Source organism: Pseudomonas agarici (genome assembly GCF_900109755.1).
Taxonomy (GTDB): domain Bacteria; phylum Pseudomonadota; class Gammaproteobacteria; order Pseudomonadales; family Pseudomonadaceae; genus Aquipseudomonas; species Aquipseudomonas agarici.
Genome location: NZ_FOAR01000013.1, coordinates 45,111 through 61,305 on the forward strand (window position 1 = coordinate 45,111; position 16,195 = coordinate 61,305).

Genomic DNA, 16,195 nt, shown 5'->3' on the forward strand with positions numbered 1-16,195 from the left:
GCTAGTCAATTGAATTCTGGGAAAGGGCTGTACGGGCGAACGCAGTACAGCTTCAGCTGGCGGCCTGGGCCCGTTGGCGAATCGCGCTATTGCGCCAACGCGCCAGATGCTCGTCGGCATAACGGCACAAGAGGCGCAAGAGCGCGGCTTGCTGATCGATCAGGTAGAAATGGTGGCCCTCGAACATATCCAGGGAAAAACCACCAGTAGTCTCCTCCTGCCAGTCGAGCAATTCATCGACGCGCACGCTGTCCTGCTTGCCACCGAAGACATGGATCGGCAGCGCCAGGGGGTCGCGCACGCCATAGCGGAAACTGCCGCAGAGCAGGAAATCGGCGCGCAGGATCGGCAACGTCAGGCGCATCAGCTCCTGATCGGCCAGGGCCTCCTGCGTCGTGCCCTGGAGCTCGCGCAGGCGCGTTATCAATTGTTCGTCGGTCTTCGCCTCGGCGTATTCGCTGACATCGCGCCTGGCCGGCCCGGCCGTTGCCGATGTGAACAACGCCAAGGGTGCCGGCAACCCTCGCTCCCGCAGCGCATGCGCCAGTTCGAAAGCCAGCAGGCCGCCCAGGCTGTGGCCGAACAGCGCGTAGGGACGCTCAAGTTCGGCACCGATTTCATCGGCCAGTTGCTCGGCCAACCGCGCGATGTCGTTCTGCAACGGCTCATCCATGCGCTTGCCACGTCCCGGTAACTCCAGGGGACACACTTGCAACCACTCGGGCAGGTTGCGTCGCCAGCGGCTGTAGACCACGGCGCTGGCGCCGGAATAGGGAAGGCAGAACAGGCGAAGGTTCAAAGAGGTGCTCATGCCCAGCCACCGTTGCGATTAACCATTGCGCCCTCCTCACGGGTATCGATCCTGAACCGGGTCGCTTACCCGGCCTATCACCCATGAGAACGGATGGCACTGGCAAATAATTAGTCCGCCAGACTGGCGGAACAACGACCGCCGAAAGCCCGGAAGCGAGCGTCATATTTCGGTAACGCACCGCAAAGCATTATTAATTCTACTTCGCAATTGACAATCATTATCATTAATAATAATTTGTCTCTCGATGTGTAACCAGCCGCTTACAGACCTCGACCTATTCGCTACCAGGTGATTTCCATGACGGAACAAGTATCCACAAGCAGGTGTGATTCACCATTGCTCCAGGCTTTTGTCGACAATCGTCTGATCCTGGTCAAGATCGCCGCGCGCATCACCGGCTGTCGTTCACGGGCCGAGGATGTGGTGCAGGATGCTTTTTTCCGATTGCAATCGGCACCGAGGATCACCTCCTCGTTCAAGGCCCAGCTCAGCTACCTGTTCCAGATCGTGCGTAACCTGGCGATCGATCACTATCGTAAGCAGGCGTTGGAACTGAAGTATTCGGGGCCGGAGGAGGAAGGGTTGAATGTGGTCGTCCACGGCGCTTCACCGGAAACCTCGCACATCAACTTCTCGACGCTTGAGCATATCGCCGATGCGCTGACCGAGCTGCCCCAGCGCACCCGCTATGCCTTCGAGATGTATCGCCTGCACGGCGTGCCGCAGAAGGACATCGCCAAGGAACTGGGCGTATCGCCGACCCTGGTGAACTTCATGATCCGCGATGCACTGGTGCACTGCCGCAAGGTCTCGGGGACCCGCGGTGACAGCTTCGCCCGGCGCTAAGCCATTGCCTGTTTTTCATCAGGCCAGCGAACAGCGTTCAAAAAAACGTTCACGCCCCAGCATCATCAAAGCTGCGCGCTTGTGAGGAAAGTCGAACTCCTTCTCGCAGTGAAAACATTGGTTGTGCATATGAGCGATCATCTTGGCGTTGTCGGCACGCGGCTCGGCCACCACGCGCTGGGTACGTGGATCATCGAGAAACAGATAATGCACCAGTGCCGACAACCAACTGGCGACCTTGTGCGGACCGCGATGATTCTCCTCCCCCACCAGCATGTGAATACCCCGATCGTAGTCGGCAACCTCGTAGAACGGCGCGATCCGATCCTCCTTGGCCCAGTACGCCTCGAAATAAGCGAACGGTTGATCATCGAAACAGCCGATCAAGGTCAGGGTATGCGGGTCGGCCTCGAGCTTTTCGAGATACTCGCGATGTCGCTCGATACTCCCGCCTTCCTGCCAGAAATTGAGTACCCGTGGGTGGTTCTGCCAGCGATTGAAGCGCGCTACGTCGCGCTCGATCTCCACGGTGCGCAGGGATACCCAGGTACCGAGCCGGGCATCGAAACGGCGGTACACCTCGCCAAGGGGTTTTGGCTCGCGAAAGGGGTGGCGCCGACCAGCACTGAGGACCATCTGCTGCGGATAAGGAGCGCTGCGGGAGCGCCCCAGCCAAGGCTGCGGCAGTTGCCAGAACAGCGTTCGCTCACAGCGGTATTCGCCGCTGATCGACGTCGCCAGCAATAAGCCGGTGGACAAGGCTTCATAGGGTGATTGCGGCAATTGCCACAGCAGTTGCTGACAGTCCGGGTCGCTGGCGAATAACCAGTAGCAGGCTGCCCACAAGGCCTGGGGATCGGGCTGTCGCTCGTCCTGTTCAAGGGCAATCCGCAACGTTGCCTTGCGCCTCAGTACCAGCCGGATCAGCGGCTGTCCCTCCAGCGTCAGGCTCAATCGGCCAGCGGTTTCATCGGCACCCAGGTGAACGCCCGAAGGCAGCGGCAAGGTGGTCAGCTCTTGGAGATAGGACATGAATGGGGCTCACGATAATCATCGAGGATACAGGTAAAGAAACGTGAGCGAGGAAGGCAAATTTAAGCGCCAGACAACCACTTCATCAGGGCTTGGCAGCGGTCGCATGGACGGCAGACATGACCTCGATGCGATAAGGCTGGAAGATCTTCATCAATTGGCCATTGTCACGCAGCCGCTGCAGCAATTGGCCGAACGCCTCGGCGCTGATCGGTGCCTTCGGCCGCAACAGGGCGTAGTGGTGATAGATCTGGTCAATGCGCTCGGAAATCAGCAACTCCTTGGCGACTCCCGGATTACGACTCAGGTAGTCGAACAGGTAGGAACGGGTGACCAACGCGATATCCGCCCGGCCGCGCAGCACCATCAGCAGGTTGCTGTCATGGGAATAGGTCAGCGTAGCGTTGTAGGTCTCGGCGAGGTACTTGGGGTCGGCATTGAACTGCGCGAACTCGTAGTGATAGCCGCTGAAGAGCGCGAGGCGCTTGTCTTTCAAGTCGGTAAAATAATCCTGGTCACGATCCGGCTTATTCTGGGCAACAAATATCTCGGCATCTTCCAGGCCCATGTCGACATTGACGTGGGCAATCGCGTTCCAGCCCCACTCCGGATTCTCGAAGATGGCCATGTCGGTACGACCGTCTTCGAAATCGCGAAAACGTCGGGGCACCGAGGTCGGCACCAGGACAAAGCGGTAGTCGCTCTGTAAGGCATTCAAGGCTTCGATCAGTTGCGGCAGCACACCGGTATCGGCCCCCTGCTCGGGTCGAATGGTGTAGGGTGGAAAGTGGGCGGCGCCGATCCTGACTTCTTGAGCGGCCGACACGGACTGAACCGCCAGCATCCCCAGCACCAACCCTAGAATTCGCAATGCCGTCCGTACTGGCGAAAGGTTCAAGGCCACGCACCTCAGAAAATACAATCGATGTTATTAAACTAAGCGCTTTCGACCACTTAGACAACGCCGCACCGATTAAATAATGACTTGCACAACGCGCACTTAGCTATCTGTGCGGGCCAGCATCAGGGCATCGTCAATCAGTTGCTTCGGCGTCGGACTGCCCCGGCGGGCAAAAACCTGGTGGCGCCCAGGATAAAGCCCCAGTCAGCGCACACCGGGTAACGAGTGCGCAGGGGCCGGAGCGATCAGGCCAAAAATCGGCAGATACGACGGCGACCGAATAAGCACCTAGGCGGATGCTTCGGCTTTGGCTACGCTTGATCCCGACTAGGATGCTGTCTTCGGAGCTCGATATGCCGCACTGGCTAGTGATTGATCTGGAAGCCACGACGGATGAAGGGGGCTGGCCGCTGGCGGAGATGGAAATCATCGAAATCGGTGCCACTCTGGTCAACCGCGAGGCCCGCGAGCAGGACCACTTCCAGCGTTTCGTGCGTCCCCTGCGCAGGCCACTGCTGACGCCCTTTTGCCGGAAACTGACGCATATCACCCAGGCTAACATCGACAGTGCCGCGCCGCTGACCGAGGTCTTGGAAGCATTCGAGCGCTGGCTCGGCCAACATCGGGAACGACTGGAGGGCTGGGCCAGTTGGGGCGATTATGACCGTCGACAATTGGAGCAGGATTGGCGACTCCTGCAACTGAGCAGCCTATTGAACCGGCTCCCTCACGCCAACCTCAAGCAACGTTTCGCCACGGCCCGTAAGTTGCAAAAACCTCCCGGTCTGAACACCGCCCTGCAACTGGCAGGCATGCAGTTCAGCGGGCAGCAGCACCGGGCGCTGGAAGACGCGCGCAATACCGCGCGGTTGTTACCGCTGATCCTGCCGAGCTGATGTCAGCTTTCCGCACAAACCTGCAACAGCGTCTTCAATGCGTGACGAGGCAAAAGCGCTTGGGCATACTGGTCGGCCAATTTTTTCAGCTCATTTCGAGGAGTCGCCCATGTTTAAAGTCAACGAGTACTTCGACGGCACCGTCAAGTCGATTGCCTTCGCACAAGCCGAAGGCGCGGCCACCATCGGCGTCATGGCTCCAGGCGAATACGAGTTCGGTACCGCCCAACGTGAAATCATGCACGTGGTGTCCGGCGCCCTGACCGTCAAGCTGCCTGACAGCAGCGACTGGGAAACCTTCGCCAGCGGCAGCCAATTCAACGTACCGGCCAACAGCAAGTTTCAGCTGAAAGTCGCCGTGGAAACCGCGTATCTGTGCGAATACCGCTGAGTCCGGGCGGGTAATACCAGAACGGCGCCCGCGGGCGCCGCTTTTGATGGGCCGGATTCAAGTCCCGCATCAGCGCTTGCGTGCGGCATCGCGAGCAGCAATGCATCGAGCATGAACTCAACGATTGCCCCAACCGCTCGCTGATATCGGCAACCAGCGAAAACATGCGGAGGGTCAACGTCAAGGGCGGCTGATAACGGATCATATCCTCGTCCGACTAGCCATCATGGGGAATCATAATGCCCGATCATGCAAGCTGCGGCCTATCAATGTTCAACAGTATTGAACTGCAACGCCGCCAGCCGTGCATACAAAGGGTTGCTCGCAATCAGTTCGGCGTGGCTACCGACCGCCACCAGCTTGCCCTGATCCATCACCGCAATCCGGTCGGCGTTCTGCACCGTGGCCAGGCGGTGGGCGATCACTAGAGTGGTGCGGCCTTGCATCAGGTTGGGCAGGGCTTGCTGGATCAGGTGTTCGCTCTGGGCATCGAGGGCGCTGGTGGCTTCGTCCAACAGCAGGATCGGCGCATCCACCAATAATGCCCGCGCAATCGCCAGGCGTTGGCGCTGGCCGCCGGACAGGCCCAGACCGCCATCGCCCAGATGGGTCCGGTAGCCGTCGGGCATCTGCAGGATGAAATCGTGGGCATGGGCGATCCGCGCCGCCGCGCGAACCTGCTCGTCGCTGGCCGTCGGGTTGCCGTAGCGGATGTTCTCCTCGACGCTGCCGAAAAACAGCGCCGGACTTTGCGATACCAGGGCAAAACAGCGCCGTAGGTCAAGCGGGTCGAGCTGGGTCAGGGGTTGCCCATCGAGCAGCAAGCGTCCCTGCTGCGGGTCGTGGAAACGCAGCAACAGGTCGAACAGGGTCGACTTGCCCGCTCCCGAGGGTCCCACCAGGGCCAGGGTCTCACCGGCCTTGACGGTCAGGTCGAGGCCGTCGATGGCGTAGCTGTCAGGTCGTGACGGATAACTGAAACGCAGGTTCTCCAGCACCAGGTTACCGTTGACCCGTTCGGCCAGCTGTACCAGACCACTGGCCGGCGCGGTGATCTCGTTGTTCGAGCGCAGCAATTGGCCGATGCGCTCCGCCGCCCCTGCCGCCCGTTGCAGTTCGCCGATCACCTCGCTGAGGGTGCCGAAGGCGCTACCGACGATGAGGCTGTAGAAGACAAAGGCCGCCAGTTCACCGTTAGAGATGGTGCCGGCGATCACGTCCATGCCGCCGACCCAGAGCATCACGCCGACCGCCCCGAGCACCAGCACGATCACCAGGGTAATCAGCCAGGCACGCTGGACAATACGCTGGCGCGCAGTTTGGAAGGCCTGCTCGACGGTCACCGCAAAGCGCTGCTGGTCCTGCATCTGGTGGTTGTAGGCCTGCACGGTCTTGATTTGGCCCAGGGTTTCGTACACATAGCTGCCGACATCGGCGATACGGTCCTGGCTCAGGCGCGACAGACTGCGCACCCGTCGTCCGAAGATCAGGATCGGCGCCAGTACCAGGGGCAAGGTAACCACCACGATACTGGTCAGCTTGGGGTTGGTGATAAACAACAGTACCACGCCACCGATAACCATCAGCGTGTTGCGCAGGAACAGCGACAAGGAGGAGCCGATCACCGACTGCAGCAAGGTCGTGTCGGCGGTCAATCGCGACTGGATCTCCGAGCTGCGATTGTTCTCGTAGAACCCCGGATGCAGGTAGATCAGGTGGTTGAAGACCTGTCGACGAATGTCGGCCACTACCCGTTCGCCGATCCACGACACCAGGTAGAAGCGCGCGAACGTACCAACGCCAGGCCCAGCACCAGCAGCAGGAACAGGCCGATGGATTGGTTGAGCAGGTCCGGCGACTGGGTCATGAAGCCCTGGTCCACCAGCAGGCGAATACCCTGGCCCATGGACAAGGTGATGCCGGCGGTGACGATCAGCGCCAGCAAGGCACCGATGGCCTGCCAGCGATAAGGCGCGACAAAACGGCTGGCCAGGCGGATGGCCCGGCGTTGGTGAGCTGAAAGCATGAAGGCGGATCCATGAGGGAATGAACAGAGCCTACACCGAAGTTCGGCTGAACTTTCGCAAACGCAATCAATCAGGTGAATGATGACCGCGAGCGCCAGCGCCCGGTGGCCTGACACTCAACCGGCGACAATGTGCCCTTTCGATTGCCCTACTTAATACAGCCTTATGTGGTAGAGGGTTGTCACAGCCCGGTCATGCCACGGTTATACACTTGCCAAGCACCTGATGAGGAGACAGGCCATGGACTTGCAACACAACACCCACCGGATCCCCGTGATTCGTCATCCCAAGCCCGAAACATTGGGCTGCGCGGTTATCGACGCAGCCGGGCGCGAAATTCCGATCACAGAAGAAATGATCCAGAAAGCCTGCCGCGAACTGGAACCGCAATTGGACAAGCCCACGCCGCAAAACTGACAGCCCGAAGGCTTTTATCGACCCGGTCTTGATACCGGGTTTTTTCTGTCCGGCGCTATCAGACCAACACCGCGCCCAGGGCCAGGACCATCTGCCGCAACGCCACGGACTCGCCGTTGATCTTCACCGACAGCCCTTCGATTTCACGTCGCTCGGGGTAGTGCTTGCGCAACAGGTCGAACGCCACCCGTTGTTCGGCCACATTGCCGGTCAGGCTGCGGCGAAAATCCGCGTCGTCGCGGCGCGGGTCGTACACGGCGCGACAGATCATCGCCATGGCCCAGGCCGGGTCTGTGTCGGCATCGAGGGTGATTTGCGCCAATGCCGGCTTGGGCAGCAGGTCGTCGAGGCTGACCATCGGCGCCTGGTCGATAAAGGCGCAGTAGGCCTGATAGATCTGCGCCGTGCCACGCTGCTTGCCGTCGAGGCTGTAGCCCGCGATATGCGGCGAACCGAGTACGCAGAGTTCTGCCAGTTCGATGTCCACCTGCGGCTCGGCTTCCCACACGTCAAGCACTGCTTGCAGGTCTTCGCGCTCCAGCAGTACGTCGCGCAAGGCGGCGTTATCCACCACCGGACCACGGGCGGCATTGATCAACCAGGTGCCGGGCTTGAGTTGCTCCAGCCGTTGGCGATCCAGCAGGTGCCAGGTCGACATTGCCCCGGAACGGGTCAGGGGCGTATGCAGGCTGATCACGTCGCACTGCTCGATGATCTGTTCCAGCTCGACATAATCCCCGCCCTCGACCGCCTGGCGTGGTGGGTCGCACACCAATACCTTCCAGCCCAAGCCGCGCAAGACCTTGATCAGGCGCCCGCCGACTTCGCCGGCACCGATCACGCCATAGGTACGACGGGACAGCTCGGCGCCCTCAATCTCGGCCAGGGTCAACAAGCTGCCCAGCACGTAGTCGACCACGCCACGAGCGTTGCAACCGGGTGCGCTGGACCAGTGGATCGCGGCCTCCTGGAAATAATCCAGGTCCAGGTGATCGGTACCGATGGTGCAGGTGCCGACAAACCGCACCGCACTGCCTTCGAGCAGCTCGCGGCTGACCGGGGTCACCGAACGCACCAGCAGCACATCCGCCTCGGCCACCGCCGCACGATCGATGGCGCGCCCCGGCAGGCGGCGGATCTCGCCGAAACCGGCAAAAAAGGCATCGATCAACGGGATATTCTCATCGGCAACAATCAGCATGGCAGGCTCCTTTCGCGGACCCGCAGTGTGGCGCAGATTGTCAGCCACGGCCAGTCGGCGATTGGCCTGGGATTAGAAGGCTCATCCCGTGCGCCTACACCAAGTGCCCTTCGTTCCTAACCGAGTTTCTTGCGGATCCAGTACAGATAAGTACCGGCTTCTTCCCGCTGTTCCACCAGTTGGTGATCAAGGAACACACAAAACTTGGGGATATCGCGGCGGGTCGACGGGTCGGTGGCAATCACCTTGAGCAGGCCTCCGGGCTGCAGGTCGCGGATATGCTGGTGCAGCATCATTACCGGCTCGGGGCAGTTGAGGCCGGTGGCATCGAGGGTGCCGTCAACGTTGGGGTCGTGGGACTGGGTCATGCTTCACTCCTGAAACCAGACCGACATTGTCGCGCAAACCACAACGTGACGTCACCTATCACGGCCTTTATCAACCCTCATTCATCCGGCACGCGCCGGATCGTAGTGCCACCACCAGGCGATAGCAGCAATGGGCAACGGTTCGATGCTCTCATCCAACGGTCTGTCCGCCAGCTCTCCACCCTCCAGACAGATCTCACCATCAAGTCCATTGAGAAAAATATAGCGCGGATTGTTCAAGTGCCACTTGAGCACGCCACTGATGTAGTAACTCAAGCGCTCGACATAGCGTCTGATCGCAGGAGTCCCCTCCTCGATCAGTTGCTCTTGCAGCCGCATAAACAATCCCTGGACCCGATCTCGCATACGAATCGCTGACATAATAGCGTCCTCTACCGAACAGCCCTGCGTCCGCCTGATGACATCGATCAGGTTATGCCCACGCTTATCACGGCTACGCATCATCTCCTTGGGAAAAGAGAACAAATCGTTATCCCAGGTCGCAAAAGTCGCGGCCATTTCAGTCAATGCCATGACCGGCCGACTCGCCAACTCTCCCTCACTGATGTCAATACGCGGAACCACATAACAGAACGGTGGAAATGTCATGCCTCCACCGCCAAAAAGACGCTGAATGATGTAGTCGTTCAATGACGGCTGCAAACTGACCGATTTCCACATTTCAGCCATGAAGTAGGTGCGCATGACCGAGACGAAACGTGAAGCATGGAGTGGCAGACCGTGTGCCTGCATTCGAATCCGGATGTCTCTCAAGGCCATCCCATATCGGTCCTGCGTATCCAGTGGCAACTCGGGAGATTCCAGATGTCTCTGGATCCGGCTTGTCGTGTCAATCAATGCCCGGGTGTCCTGACTCTCGGGACCTTCGTCGCACACCTCATCGTCGTAGGCAAATGTCCACATCATATAGTCGGTGCCGATCTGTGCCAGCTCATCCGATCCTTGCGGATAGATCATGCCGCACAACTCGCCGATTCCGCTGACTTCCAGGCGTCGGCGCTGCAGATCATCGGCGAACAACTTCCAACGCTCCATCCAGGTCATGCAGCGAGGTAACAACAGATCGGTATTCGGGTGTCGAGCATGCGGAAGTGGGCAATAAACAGGGGGCAATCTGACAGGCCGCATCGTGGATGCTCCGCTCAAGAAAAGTAACAACCCGAGCAGCAAACACCTTTGACAAATAACACGTCAACGAAATTAACGAAATAAGCCGACTGCCAGCAGCTTATTAATAAATATAAAAGATAACTAAAGGCACTTAAAAACAACCTCCTATCTCAAAAAATTCTACGCCTGGATTTAACACGATTACTTAATTCAAAAAAATGACGTTATTCTCAGCCGAACAACCACCATGTAGAAAAATGAGCATGAGGATGTCCGTCGCAAAGGGCTCTCTCATATCATCCATTGACCGTTGCGTTCGCCAGGTGAGCGATCATCTGCAGACAGGGATCGATGATCGAGGTGCCGTCAATCAGCGTTGCCAAAGCCGGATACTGGAATCGGTGCTGATGCTGCACCTGTTGCGCCAGACGAAACGTTATCCCGCCGCGCAGGATCGACTGCTCTCGTTTCTGCGCGAGCGCCATGGGGCGGTTGGCAACAACCAACTGGACAATCTGCTGCTGGACGCCTTCCTGAGCGCAACTCCCAGCCGAGTGGAAGAGTTTGTCGCCCTGGCTCCCGAGCACTTGGCCACCCCGCGCAAACGCTGGATGTTATCGACTTGTCTGGCCCTGTCGGGCGCCTGCTCCTACCTGCCCGATGCCGACATTGGCGCTATCCACTATGAAAACCAGGTCTCCTGGGTCGGCATGATGTTGTGTGCAATCAAGATAGTGAATGCTTGCGCAAGGCAACGCCAGGCGCTGCTGGAGCCAAGGGACTGTCAGTTCCTGATTGATCAACTGGAGCATGGCAGCCAGCGGGAACTCTGGGAGGGCAATCTCCTGGCCCATCTCTGGGCCCTCCTGGCCCTGCATGCACTCGAACCGGCGCATCCGTTGATTGACAATGGCCTCATTATTATCCTCGACAACCACAACCCGGACGGTGGATTGCCTTTTATCAGCCACATGACTGTCTACCTGACAGCCTTCGCCGGCATCGCCCTGAAGAACGCGGATGGCCCCTCGTCCAGGCTTGGACAGATGGCCGACTACCTCGCGAAACAGCAAACGCCCAATGGCGGCTGGTCCTACAGTGAAGGAGTGCGGCAGACCGATGTTGATTGCACGTGCTGTGTCATCGACTATCTGTTTTCGATTGCACCGCAGCGCCATGCCCGAACGATAAAACATGGTCTGGCCTATCTGTCAGCCATGGCCAACCCAGACGGCGGCTTTCCCACCTACCGGCGTCAACAACCGTCGGAAGTCACGATGACCGCGAATGCGCTCATCGCCTTTACTCCACACTGGCAAGCCCATGCCGATGTGCTGGTTGCGGCTCTCGGATTCCTGCTCCACGCGCAAGCACCGGGCGGCGCCTTCGAGCGCAGTTGGAGCCTGAGCGAAACCTTCGCCATTTCCCGGGTGGTTTCGGCCCTGAAGCGAGCCCCGAATGCCTGCACCCACACACTGCACAGCGCCATCGATGCCGTGCGCGAAAATGCCACCCGGTATCTGCTGACCGCACAGCATCCGGACGGTGGTTGGGGCCACACTCCGGGCGAATCCAGCGATGTCATCAGTTCCGCCCACGGACTGTGTGCAGCGGCCCTACTGAACCATGACGGTCTCATGAAGCGCGGTTGGCATTATCTTCGTGCTCGGCAGTTGGCAGATGGCGGTTTCATCTCGATTCCCGATCAAGCAGGTCCACGCCCTTTTGCCTACGACTTTCCGATTCTGGCGAATATCTTTGCATTGAACGCTTTGGCCGAGTTGCGCCGATCCCGTCTTGCCAGCATCAGGTCTTCTTTTTGACATCCAGTCGACGCAGGTGGCAGGTCACTTCCTCGCGGTCGTGATACAACTGCTTGCAGCCGATCGCCACCTTGATACCACGGGCCTTGAAGCCAGCCTCAATACGCGCCAGCAGACGCCGGACCTCGGCATAACGCTGCTTCATCGGTAGTTTGAGGTTGACCACCGCTTCGCGACAATGGCCCTCGCCGATCCAGGCCTCCAGTAACGCCGCGTTGCGTGCCGGCTTCTCGACGATGTCGCAGACCATCCAATCCACTGGCTGCTTGGGCTTGAAGGTGAAGCCGTCGGCCATCAAGTGCTGCACCAGCCCTGTGTCCATCAAGCTTTCGGCCATCGGGCCGTTGTCGATGGCGGTCACCAGCATGCCGCGATTGACCAGTTGCCAGGTCCAGCCGCCGGGAGCCGCGCCGAGATCGACGCCGGTCATGTCGCCATTGAGCCGTTCTTCCCACTGATCGCGGGGAATGAAGTGATGCCAGGCCTCCTCCAGCTTGAGAGTTGAACGGCTCGGGGCGTCCTTGGGAAACTTCAGGCGCGCAATGCCCATCGGCCACATCGCCGAATTATCCGCCTCGGCCATGCCGAGGAAGACTTCCCTGCCGCTCTTGAACGTCAGCAACAAGCGCGGCTTACCGGCATCTTCCACTAGTTTGCCGGCCTGGGTCAGGGCTTTGCGCAACGGACCTTCGAACTTTTTGCAGAAATTCGACAGTTCCTTGCCGTCGTTGGTATCGACCACCTCCAGCCAGAGGCTACCGCAGCGTGGAAACATCGCCAGTTGGGCGAGAATCACGCTGATACGGTCGGTTTCCGGCAAGTCGATAAAACTGCCTCGGGCCCACTGGCGCGGGAAAATCAGTTCGGCAAAGCGCAGGCCGGCCATCAGCCGCACAGCGCCGTCATCTTCGCTGCAGACAAATTCGGCATAGGCGCTGCCGGCCCTGGCCTTGGCATAACCTACGACGTTGAGGTTCGCGGCATGCTCGGATATCTCGGAACAGACTTCGCCTTCGAAGCCGGGCCGGCAGTGCATAAAGAGGGTGTTCACAAAAAAATCCTGGGCTGGGCGACTGTAACGACGAGGCTTGACGGCATCTTGCGGACTTTCCCGCCCCATCGCCGGCAAGCGGGCGCGTACAAACGCGAACCTGTCACTTAAACCCGCGCATGATAGCCGAGTTGACAACCTCGTGGCCTGTACGGTGAGTAGGTGATCATGTACGGCTGACACACGGCCATGACCGAGGCGCTGTCACCCGTCATAGCCCGCTATGGCGAGGAACCGCAACGCCCGTCGGAGGCCGGTGGCGCCGAAATTGACTCACAGAACTCGCCACACACGCCACTAGTACTGCCCCGTAGAGTCCGACGATTAGCTAAATCTCAGGATCGGAGCTAGATTCAAGGCTCAGTTCGTTCCACCCGGCCCGTGCCGCGCGGGCCTCAAGGAGTCATTTCATGTCATCCCTCGATAGCCTGAAAACCCTTAGCACCCTGAAGGTAGGCAACAAGACCTACCACTACTTCAGCCTGCCCCAAGCCGCCCAGTCACTCGGCGACTTGGACAAGCTACCGATGTCGCTCAAGGTACTGCTGGAAAACCTACTGCGCTGGGAGGACGGCAAGACCGTCTCCGGTACTGACCTCAAGGCACTCGCCGCCTGGCTCACGACACGCAGCTCCGACCGGGAAATCCAATACCGCCCGGCCCGGGTCCTGATGCAGGACTTCACCGGTGTGCCGGCGGTGGTCGACCTGGCCGCCATGCGGGCCGCCGTGGCCAAGGCCGGCGGCGATCCACAGCGGATCAACCCGCTGTCCCCGGTCGACTTGGTGATCGATCACTCGGTGATGGTCGACAAGTTCGCCACGGCGGCGGCGTTCGGCCAGAACGTCGATATCGAGATGGAGCGCAATGGCGAACGCTATGCCTTCCTGCGTTGGGGCCAGAGCGCCTTCGACAACTTCAGCGTGGTGCCGCCGGGCACCGGGATCTGCCATCAGGTCAACCTCGAATACCTGGCGCGCACGGTCTGGACCAAGGACGAGGACGAGCGCACCTATGCTTTTCCCGACACGCTGGTCGGCACCGACTCCCACACCACCATGATCAACGGCCTCGGCGTGCTCGGTTGGGGCGTCGGCGGCATCGAGGCGGAAGCGGCAATGCTTGGCCAGCCGGTGTCGATGCTGATTCCCGAGGTGATCGGCTTCAAGCTCACCGGCAAGCTCAAGGAAGGCATCACCGCCACCGATCTGGTGCTGACGGTGACGCAGATGCTGCGCAAGAAAGGCGTGGTCGGCAAATTTGTCGAGTTTTACGGCGACGGCCTGGCCGATTTGCCTCTGGCAGACCGCGCAACCATCGCCAACATGGCCCCGGAATACGGCGCCACTTGCGGTTTCTTCCCGGTGGACGAGATCACCCTGGATTATCTGCGCCTGTCTGGCCGACCAGCCGCGACCGTGGATCTGGTGGAGGCTTACAGCAAAGTCCAGGGGCTCTGGCGCCTACCGGGCACCGAACCCCTGTTCAGCGATAACCTAGCACTCGACATGGGCAGTGTCGAGGCCAGCCTGGCCGGGCCAAAACGCCCGCAGGATCGGGTCTCGCTGCCGAATGTCGCCCAGGCTTTCAACGACTTCATCGGCTTGCAACTCAAACCCGCCAGCAAGGAAGAAGGTCGCCTGGAAAGCGAAGGCGGCGGCGGTGTCGCCGTCGGCAATGCCGATCAGGTCAGCGGCGTGGACTATAGCTATGAAGGCCATACCTATCGCCTGAAGGACGGCGCGGTGGTGATTGCCGCCATTACCTCCTGCACCAACACCTCCAACCCCAGCGTGATGATGGCCGCCGGACTGGTAGCGAAGAAGGCCGTGGAGAAAGGGCTGAAACGCCAGCCCTGGGTCAAGAGTTCCCTCGCCCCAGGCTCCAAGGTGGTCACCGATTACTACAAGGCCGCCGACCTCACCCGCTACCTCGACGAGCTGGGTTTTGCCCTGGTGGGTTACGGTTGCACCACCTGCATCGGCAACTCCGGGCCGCTGCCGGAGCCGATCGAAAAGGCCATTCAGCAATCGGACCTCACCGTCGCCTCGGTGCTTTCCGGCAACCGTAACTTCGAAGGTCGGGTGCATCCGTTGGTCAAGACCAACTGGCTGGCCTCGCCGCCGCTGGTGGTAGCCTACGCGCTGGCAGGTAGCGTGCGCATCGATATTAGCCGTGACCCGTTGGGCACCGGCAGCGACGGCAAGCCGGTGTACTTGCGCGATATCTGGCCGAGCCAGAAGGAAATCGCCGACGCCGTCGCCCAGGTCGATACCGCGATGTTCCACAAGGAATATGCCGAGGTGTTTGCCGGTGACGCCCAGTGGCAGGCGATCGAAGTACCGCAGGCCGCCACCTATGTCTGGCAGAAAGACTCGACCTATATCCAGCACCCGCCGTTCTTCGATGATATCGCCGGTCCCCCACCTGTAGTCGAAGACATCCACGGTGCCCGGGTGCTGGCGCTACTGGGGGATTCGGTGACCACCGACCATATCTCCCCCGCTGGCAATATCAAGGCCGACAGCCCGGCCGGTCGCTACCTGCGCGAACAAGGCGTGGAACCGCGGGACTTCAACTCCTACGGCTCGCGACGCGGTAACCATGAGGTGATGATGCGCGGCACTTTCGCCAATATCCGCATCCGCAATGAAATGCTCGGTGGCGAGGAAGGTGGCAATACCCTGCATGTGCCTTCGGGCGAAAAGCTGGCGATCTACGATGCCGCCATGCGCTACCAGGCCCAAGGCACGCCGCTGGTGGTGATTGCCGGCCAGGAATACGGCACCGGTTCCAGCCGCGACTGGGCGGCCAAGGGTACCAACCTACTGGGCGTCAAGGCGGTGATCGCCGAGAGCTTCGAGCGTATCCATCGCTCCAACCTGGTCGGCATGGGCGTGCTGCCGCTGCAATTTAAACTCGACCAGAACCGCAAGAGCCTGAAGCTCACTGGCAAGGAAACCTTGAGTATCAAGGGTCTGAGCGGCGCCGAACTGCAACCGCGGATGAACTTGTCGCTGACCTTGACCCGTGAGGACGGCAGTCAGGAAAAAATCGACGTGTTATGTCGGATCGACACGCTTAACGAAGTGGAATACTTCAAAGCCGGGGGCATCCTGCACTATGTGCTGCGGCAACTGATTGCTTCCTGATTATCCCCTAACATGTGACGCGAATACGCACCGGCATTGGCCGGCGCGTATTCCAAGGCGCATTGATTACAACCGCCACCTTTAATTCCCGAATATTATCTTACAAGCAATCAAACGGCCTCTTTCTTTCATTAATACTTTTTCT

At 59.7% G+C, this 16,195-nt stretch carries 13 protein-coding genes and 1 pseudogene; 6 read left to right on the forward strand and 8 right to left on the reverse strand.

Translation table 11 applies throughout. The features are described from left to right. Positions 1-52: 52 nt before the first annotated feature. The gene (locus tag BMX68_RS13650; protein WP_017131833.1) at positions 53-811 is read right to left on the reverse strand and encodes a thioesterase II family protein; all 759 of its coding nucleotides are present in this window, start codon (positions 809-811) and stop codon (positions 53-55) included. A 300-nt stretch (positions 812-1,111) separates the two neighbouring features. On the opposite strand from BMX68_RS13650, the gene BMX68_RS13655 reads away from it, so the two are divergent. Then, positions 1,112-1,660 (forward strand): RNA polymerase factor sigma-70, encoded by a 549-nt coding sequence (locus BMX68_RS13655; protein ID WP_026013162.1) that lies wholly within the window; start codon positions 1,112-1,114, stop codon positions 1,658-1,660. 18 nt (positions 1,661-1,678) lie between these two features. Here BMX68_RS13655 and BMX68_RS13660 read toward each other — a convergent pair whose 3' ends face one another. Then, on the reverse strand, positions 1,679-2,692 hold the full coding sequence (locus BMX68_RS13660) for a GNAT family N-acetyltransferase (RefSeq protein WP_017131831.1): 1,014 nt from the start codon (positions 2,690-2,692) through the stop codon (positions 1,679-1,681). An 85-nt stretch (positions 2,693-2,777) separates the two neighbouring features. Next, positions 2,778-3,536 carry a substrate-binding periplasmic protein gene (locus tag BMX68_RS13665; protein WP_017131830.1) on the reverse strand — a complete coding sequence of 253 codons (759 nt, stop codon included), beginning with the start codon at positions 3,534-3,536 and terminating at the stop codon, positions 2,778-2,780. A gap of 410 nt (positions 3,537-3,946) precedes the next feature. On the opposite strand from BMX68_RS13665, the gene BMX68_RS13670 reads away from it, so the two are divergent. After that, positions 3,947-4,489 carry a 3'-5' exonuclease gene (locus BMX68_RS13670; protein ID WP_026013161.1) on the forward strand — a complete coding sequence of 181 codons (543 nt, stop codon included), beginning with the start codon at positions 3,947-3,949 and terminating at the stop codon, positions 4,487-4,489. Between the two features lie 109 nt (positions 4,490-4,598). Then, a complete protein-coding gene (gene ppnP, locus BMX68_RS13675; protein ID WP_017125714.1) occupies positions 4,599-4,880 on the forward strand; it encodes a pyrimidine/purine nucleoside phosphorylase in 282 nt (93 codons plus the stop codon). A 266-nt stretch (positions 4,881-5,146) separates the two neighbouring features. On the opposite strand, the pseudogene BMX68_RS13685 reads toward ppnP, so the two are convergent. After that, positions 5,147-6,906, reverse strand: a pseudogene (locus BMX68_RS13685) (ABC transporter transmembrane domain-containing protein). 241 nt (positions 6,907-7,147) lie between these two features. Between BMX68_RS13685 and BMX68_RS25940 the strand changes: the two are divergent. After that, positions 7,148-7,324: a PA1571 family protein gene (locus BMX68_RS25940; RefSeq protein WP_017131828.1), complete on the forward strand. Its 177-nt coding sequence runs from the start codon at positions 7,148-7,150 to the stop codon at positions 7,322-7,324. A gap of 58 nt (positions 7,325-7,382) precedes the next feature. Here the strand turns inward: BMX68_RS25940 and pdxB are convergent, their stop codons facing one another. From pdxB to BMX68_RS13700, 3 genes are all read right to left on the reverse strand, one after another. Continuing rightward, positions 7,383-8,525 (reverse strand): 4-phosphoerythronate dehydrogenase PdxB, encoded by a 1,143-nt coding sequence (gene pdxB, locus BMX68_RS13690; protein WP_017131827.1) that lies wholly within the window; start codon positions 8,523-8,525, stop codon positions 7,383-7,385. 116 nt (positions 8,526-8,641) lie between these two features. Further along, the gene (tusA, locus tag BMX68_RS13695) at positions 8,642-8,893 is read right to left on the reverse strand and encodes a sulfurtransferase TusA (protein WP_017131826.1); all 252 of its coding nucleotides are present in this window, start codon (positions 8,891-8,893) and stop codon (positions 8,642-8,644) included. Between the two features lie 81 nt (positions 8,894-8,974). Further along, positions 8,975-9,934, reverse strand: coding sequence for a terpene synthase family protein (locus tag BMX68_RS13700; protein WP_248672820.1), 960 nt, complete (start codon positions 9,932-9,934; stop codon positions 8,975-8,977). Between the two features lie 413 nt (positions 9,935-10,347). On the opposite strand from BMX68_RS13700, the gene BMX68_RS13705 reads away from it, so the two are divergent. After that, positions 10,348-11,847 (forward strand): prenyltransferase/squalene oxidase repeat-containing protein, encoded by a 1,500-nt coding sequence (locus tag BMX68_RS13705; RefSeq protein WP_248672819.1) that lies wholly within the window; start codon positions 10,348-10,350, stop codon positions 11,845-11,847. Here BMX68_RS13705 and rlmM read toward each other — a convergent pair. After that, complete coding sequence (rlmM, locus tag BMX68_RS13710) at positions 11,831-12,898, reverse strand: 23S rRNA (cytidine(2498)-2'-O)-methyltransferase RlmM (RefSeq protein ID WP_017131823.1); 1,068 nt, start codon at positions 12,896-12,898, stop codon at positions 11,831-11,833. The two genes, BMX68_RS13705 and rlmM, sit on opposite strands and share 17 nt — an antisense overlap. A 410-nt stretch (positions 12,899-13,308) precedes the next feature. Between rlmM and acnA the strand changes: the two genes are divergently transcribed. Continuing rightward, positions 13,309-16,050 (forward strand): aconitate hydratase AcnA, encoded by a 2,742-nt coding sequence (gene acnA / locus BMX68_RS13715; RefSeq protein WP_074862284.1) that lies wholly within the window; start codon positions 13,309-13,311, stop codon positions 16,048-16,050. The last annotated feature ends 145 nt before the right edge of the window (positions 16,051-16,195 follow it).

Excerpts from the sequence above, each read along its gene's own strand:
- BMX68_RS13650 (WP_017131833.1), bottom strand. The coding sequence starts at position 811 with ATGAGCACCTCTTTGAACCTTCGCCTGTTCTGCCTTCCCTATTCCGGC.
- BMX68_RS13655 (WP_026013162.1), top strand. The coding sequence starts at position 1,112 with ATGACGGAACAAGTATCCACAAGCAGGTGTGATTCACCATTGCTCCAG.
- BMX68_RS13660 (WP_017131831.1), bottom strand. The coding sequence starts at position 2,692 with ATGTCCTATCTCCAAGAGCTGACCACCTTGCCGCTGCCTTCGGGCGTT.
- BMX68_RS13665 (WP_017131830.1), bottom strand. The coding sequence starts at position 3,536 with ATGCTGGCGGTTCAGTCCGTGTCGGCCGCTCAAGAAGTCAGGATCGGC.
- BMX68_RS13670 (WP_026013161.1), top strand. The coding sequence starts at position 3,947 with ATGCCGCACTGGCTAGTGATTGATCTGGAAGCCACGACGGATGAAGGG.
- ppnP (WP_017125714.1), top strand. The coding sequence starts at position 4,599 with ATGTTTAAAGTCAACGAGTACTTCGACGGCACCGTCAAGTCGATTGCC.
- BMX68_RS25940 (WP_017131828.1), top strand. The coding sequence starts at position 7,148 with ATGGACTTGCAACACAACACCCACCGGATCCCCGTGATTCGTCATCCC.
- pdxB (WP_017131827.1), bottom strand. The coding sequence starts at position 8,525 with ATGCTGATTGTTGCCGATGAGAATATCCCGTTGATCGATGCCTTTTTT.
- tusA (WP_017131826.1), bottom strand. The coding sequence starts at position 8,893 with ATGACCCAGTCCCACGACCCCAACGTTGACGGCACCCTCGATGCCACC.
- acnA (WP_074862284.1), top strand. The coding sequence starts at position 13,309 with ATGTCATCCCTCGATAGCCTGAAAACCCTTAGCACCCTGAAGGTAGGC.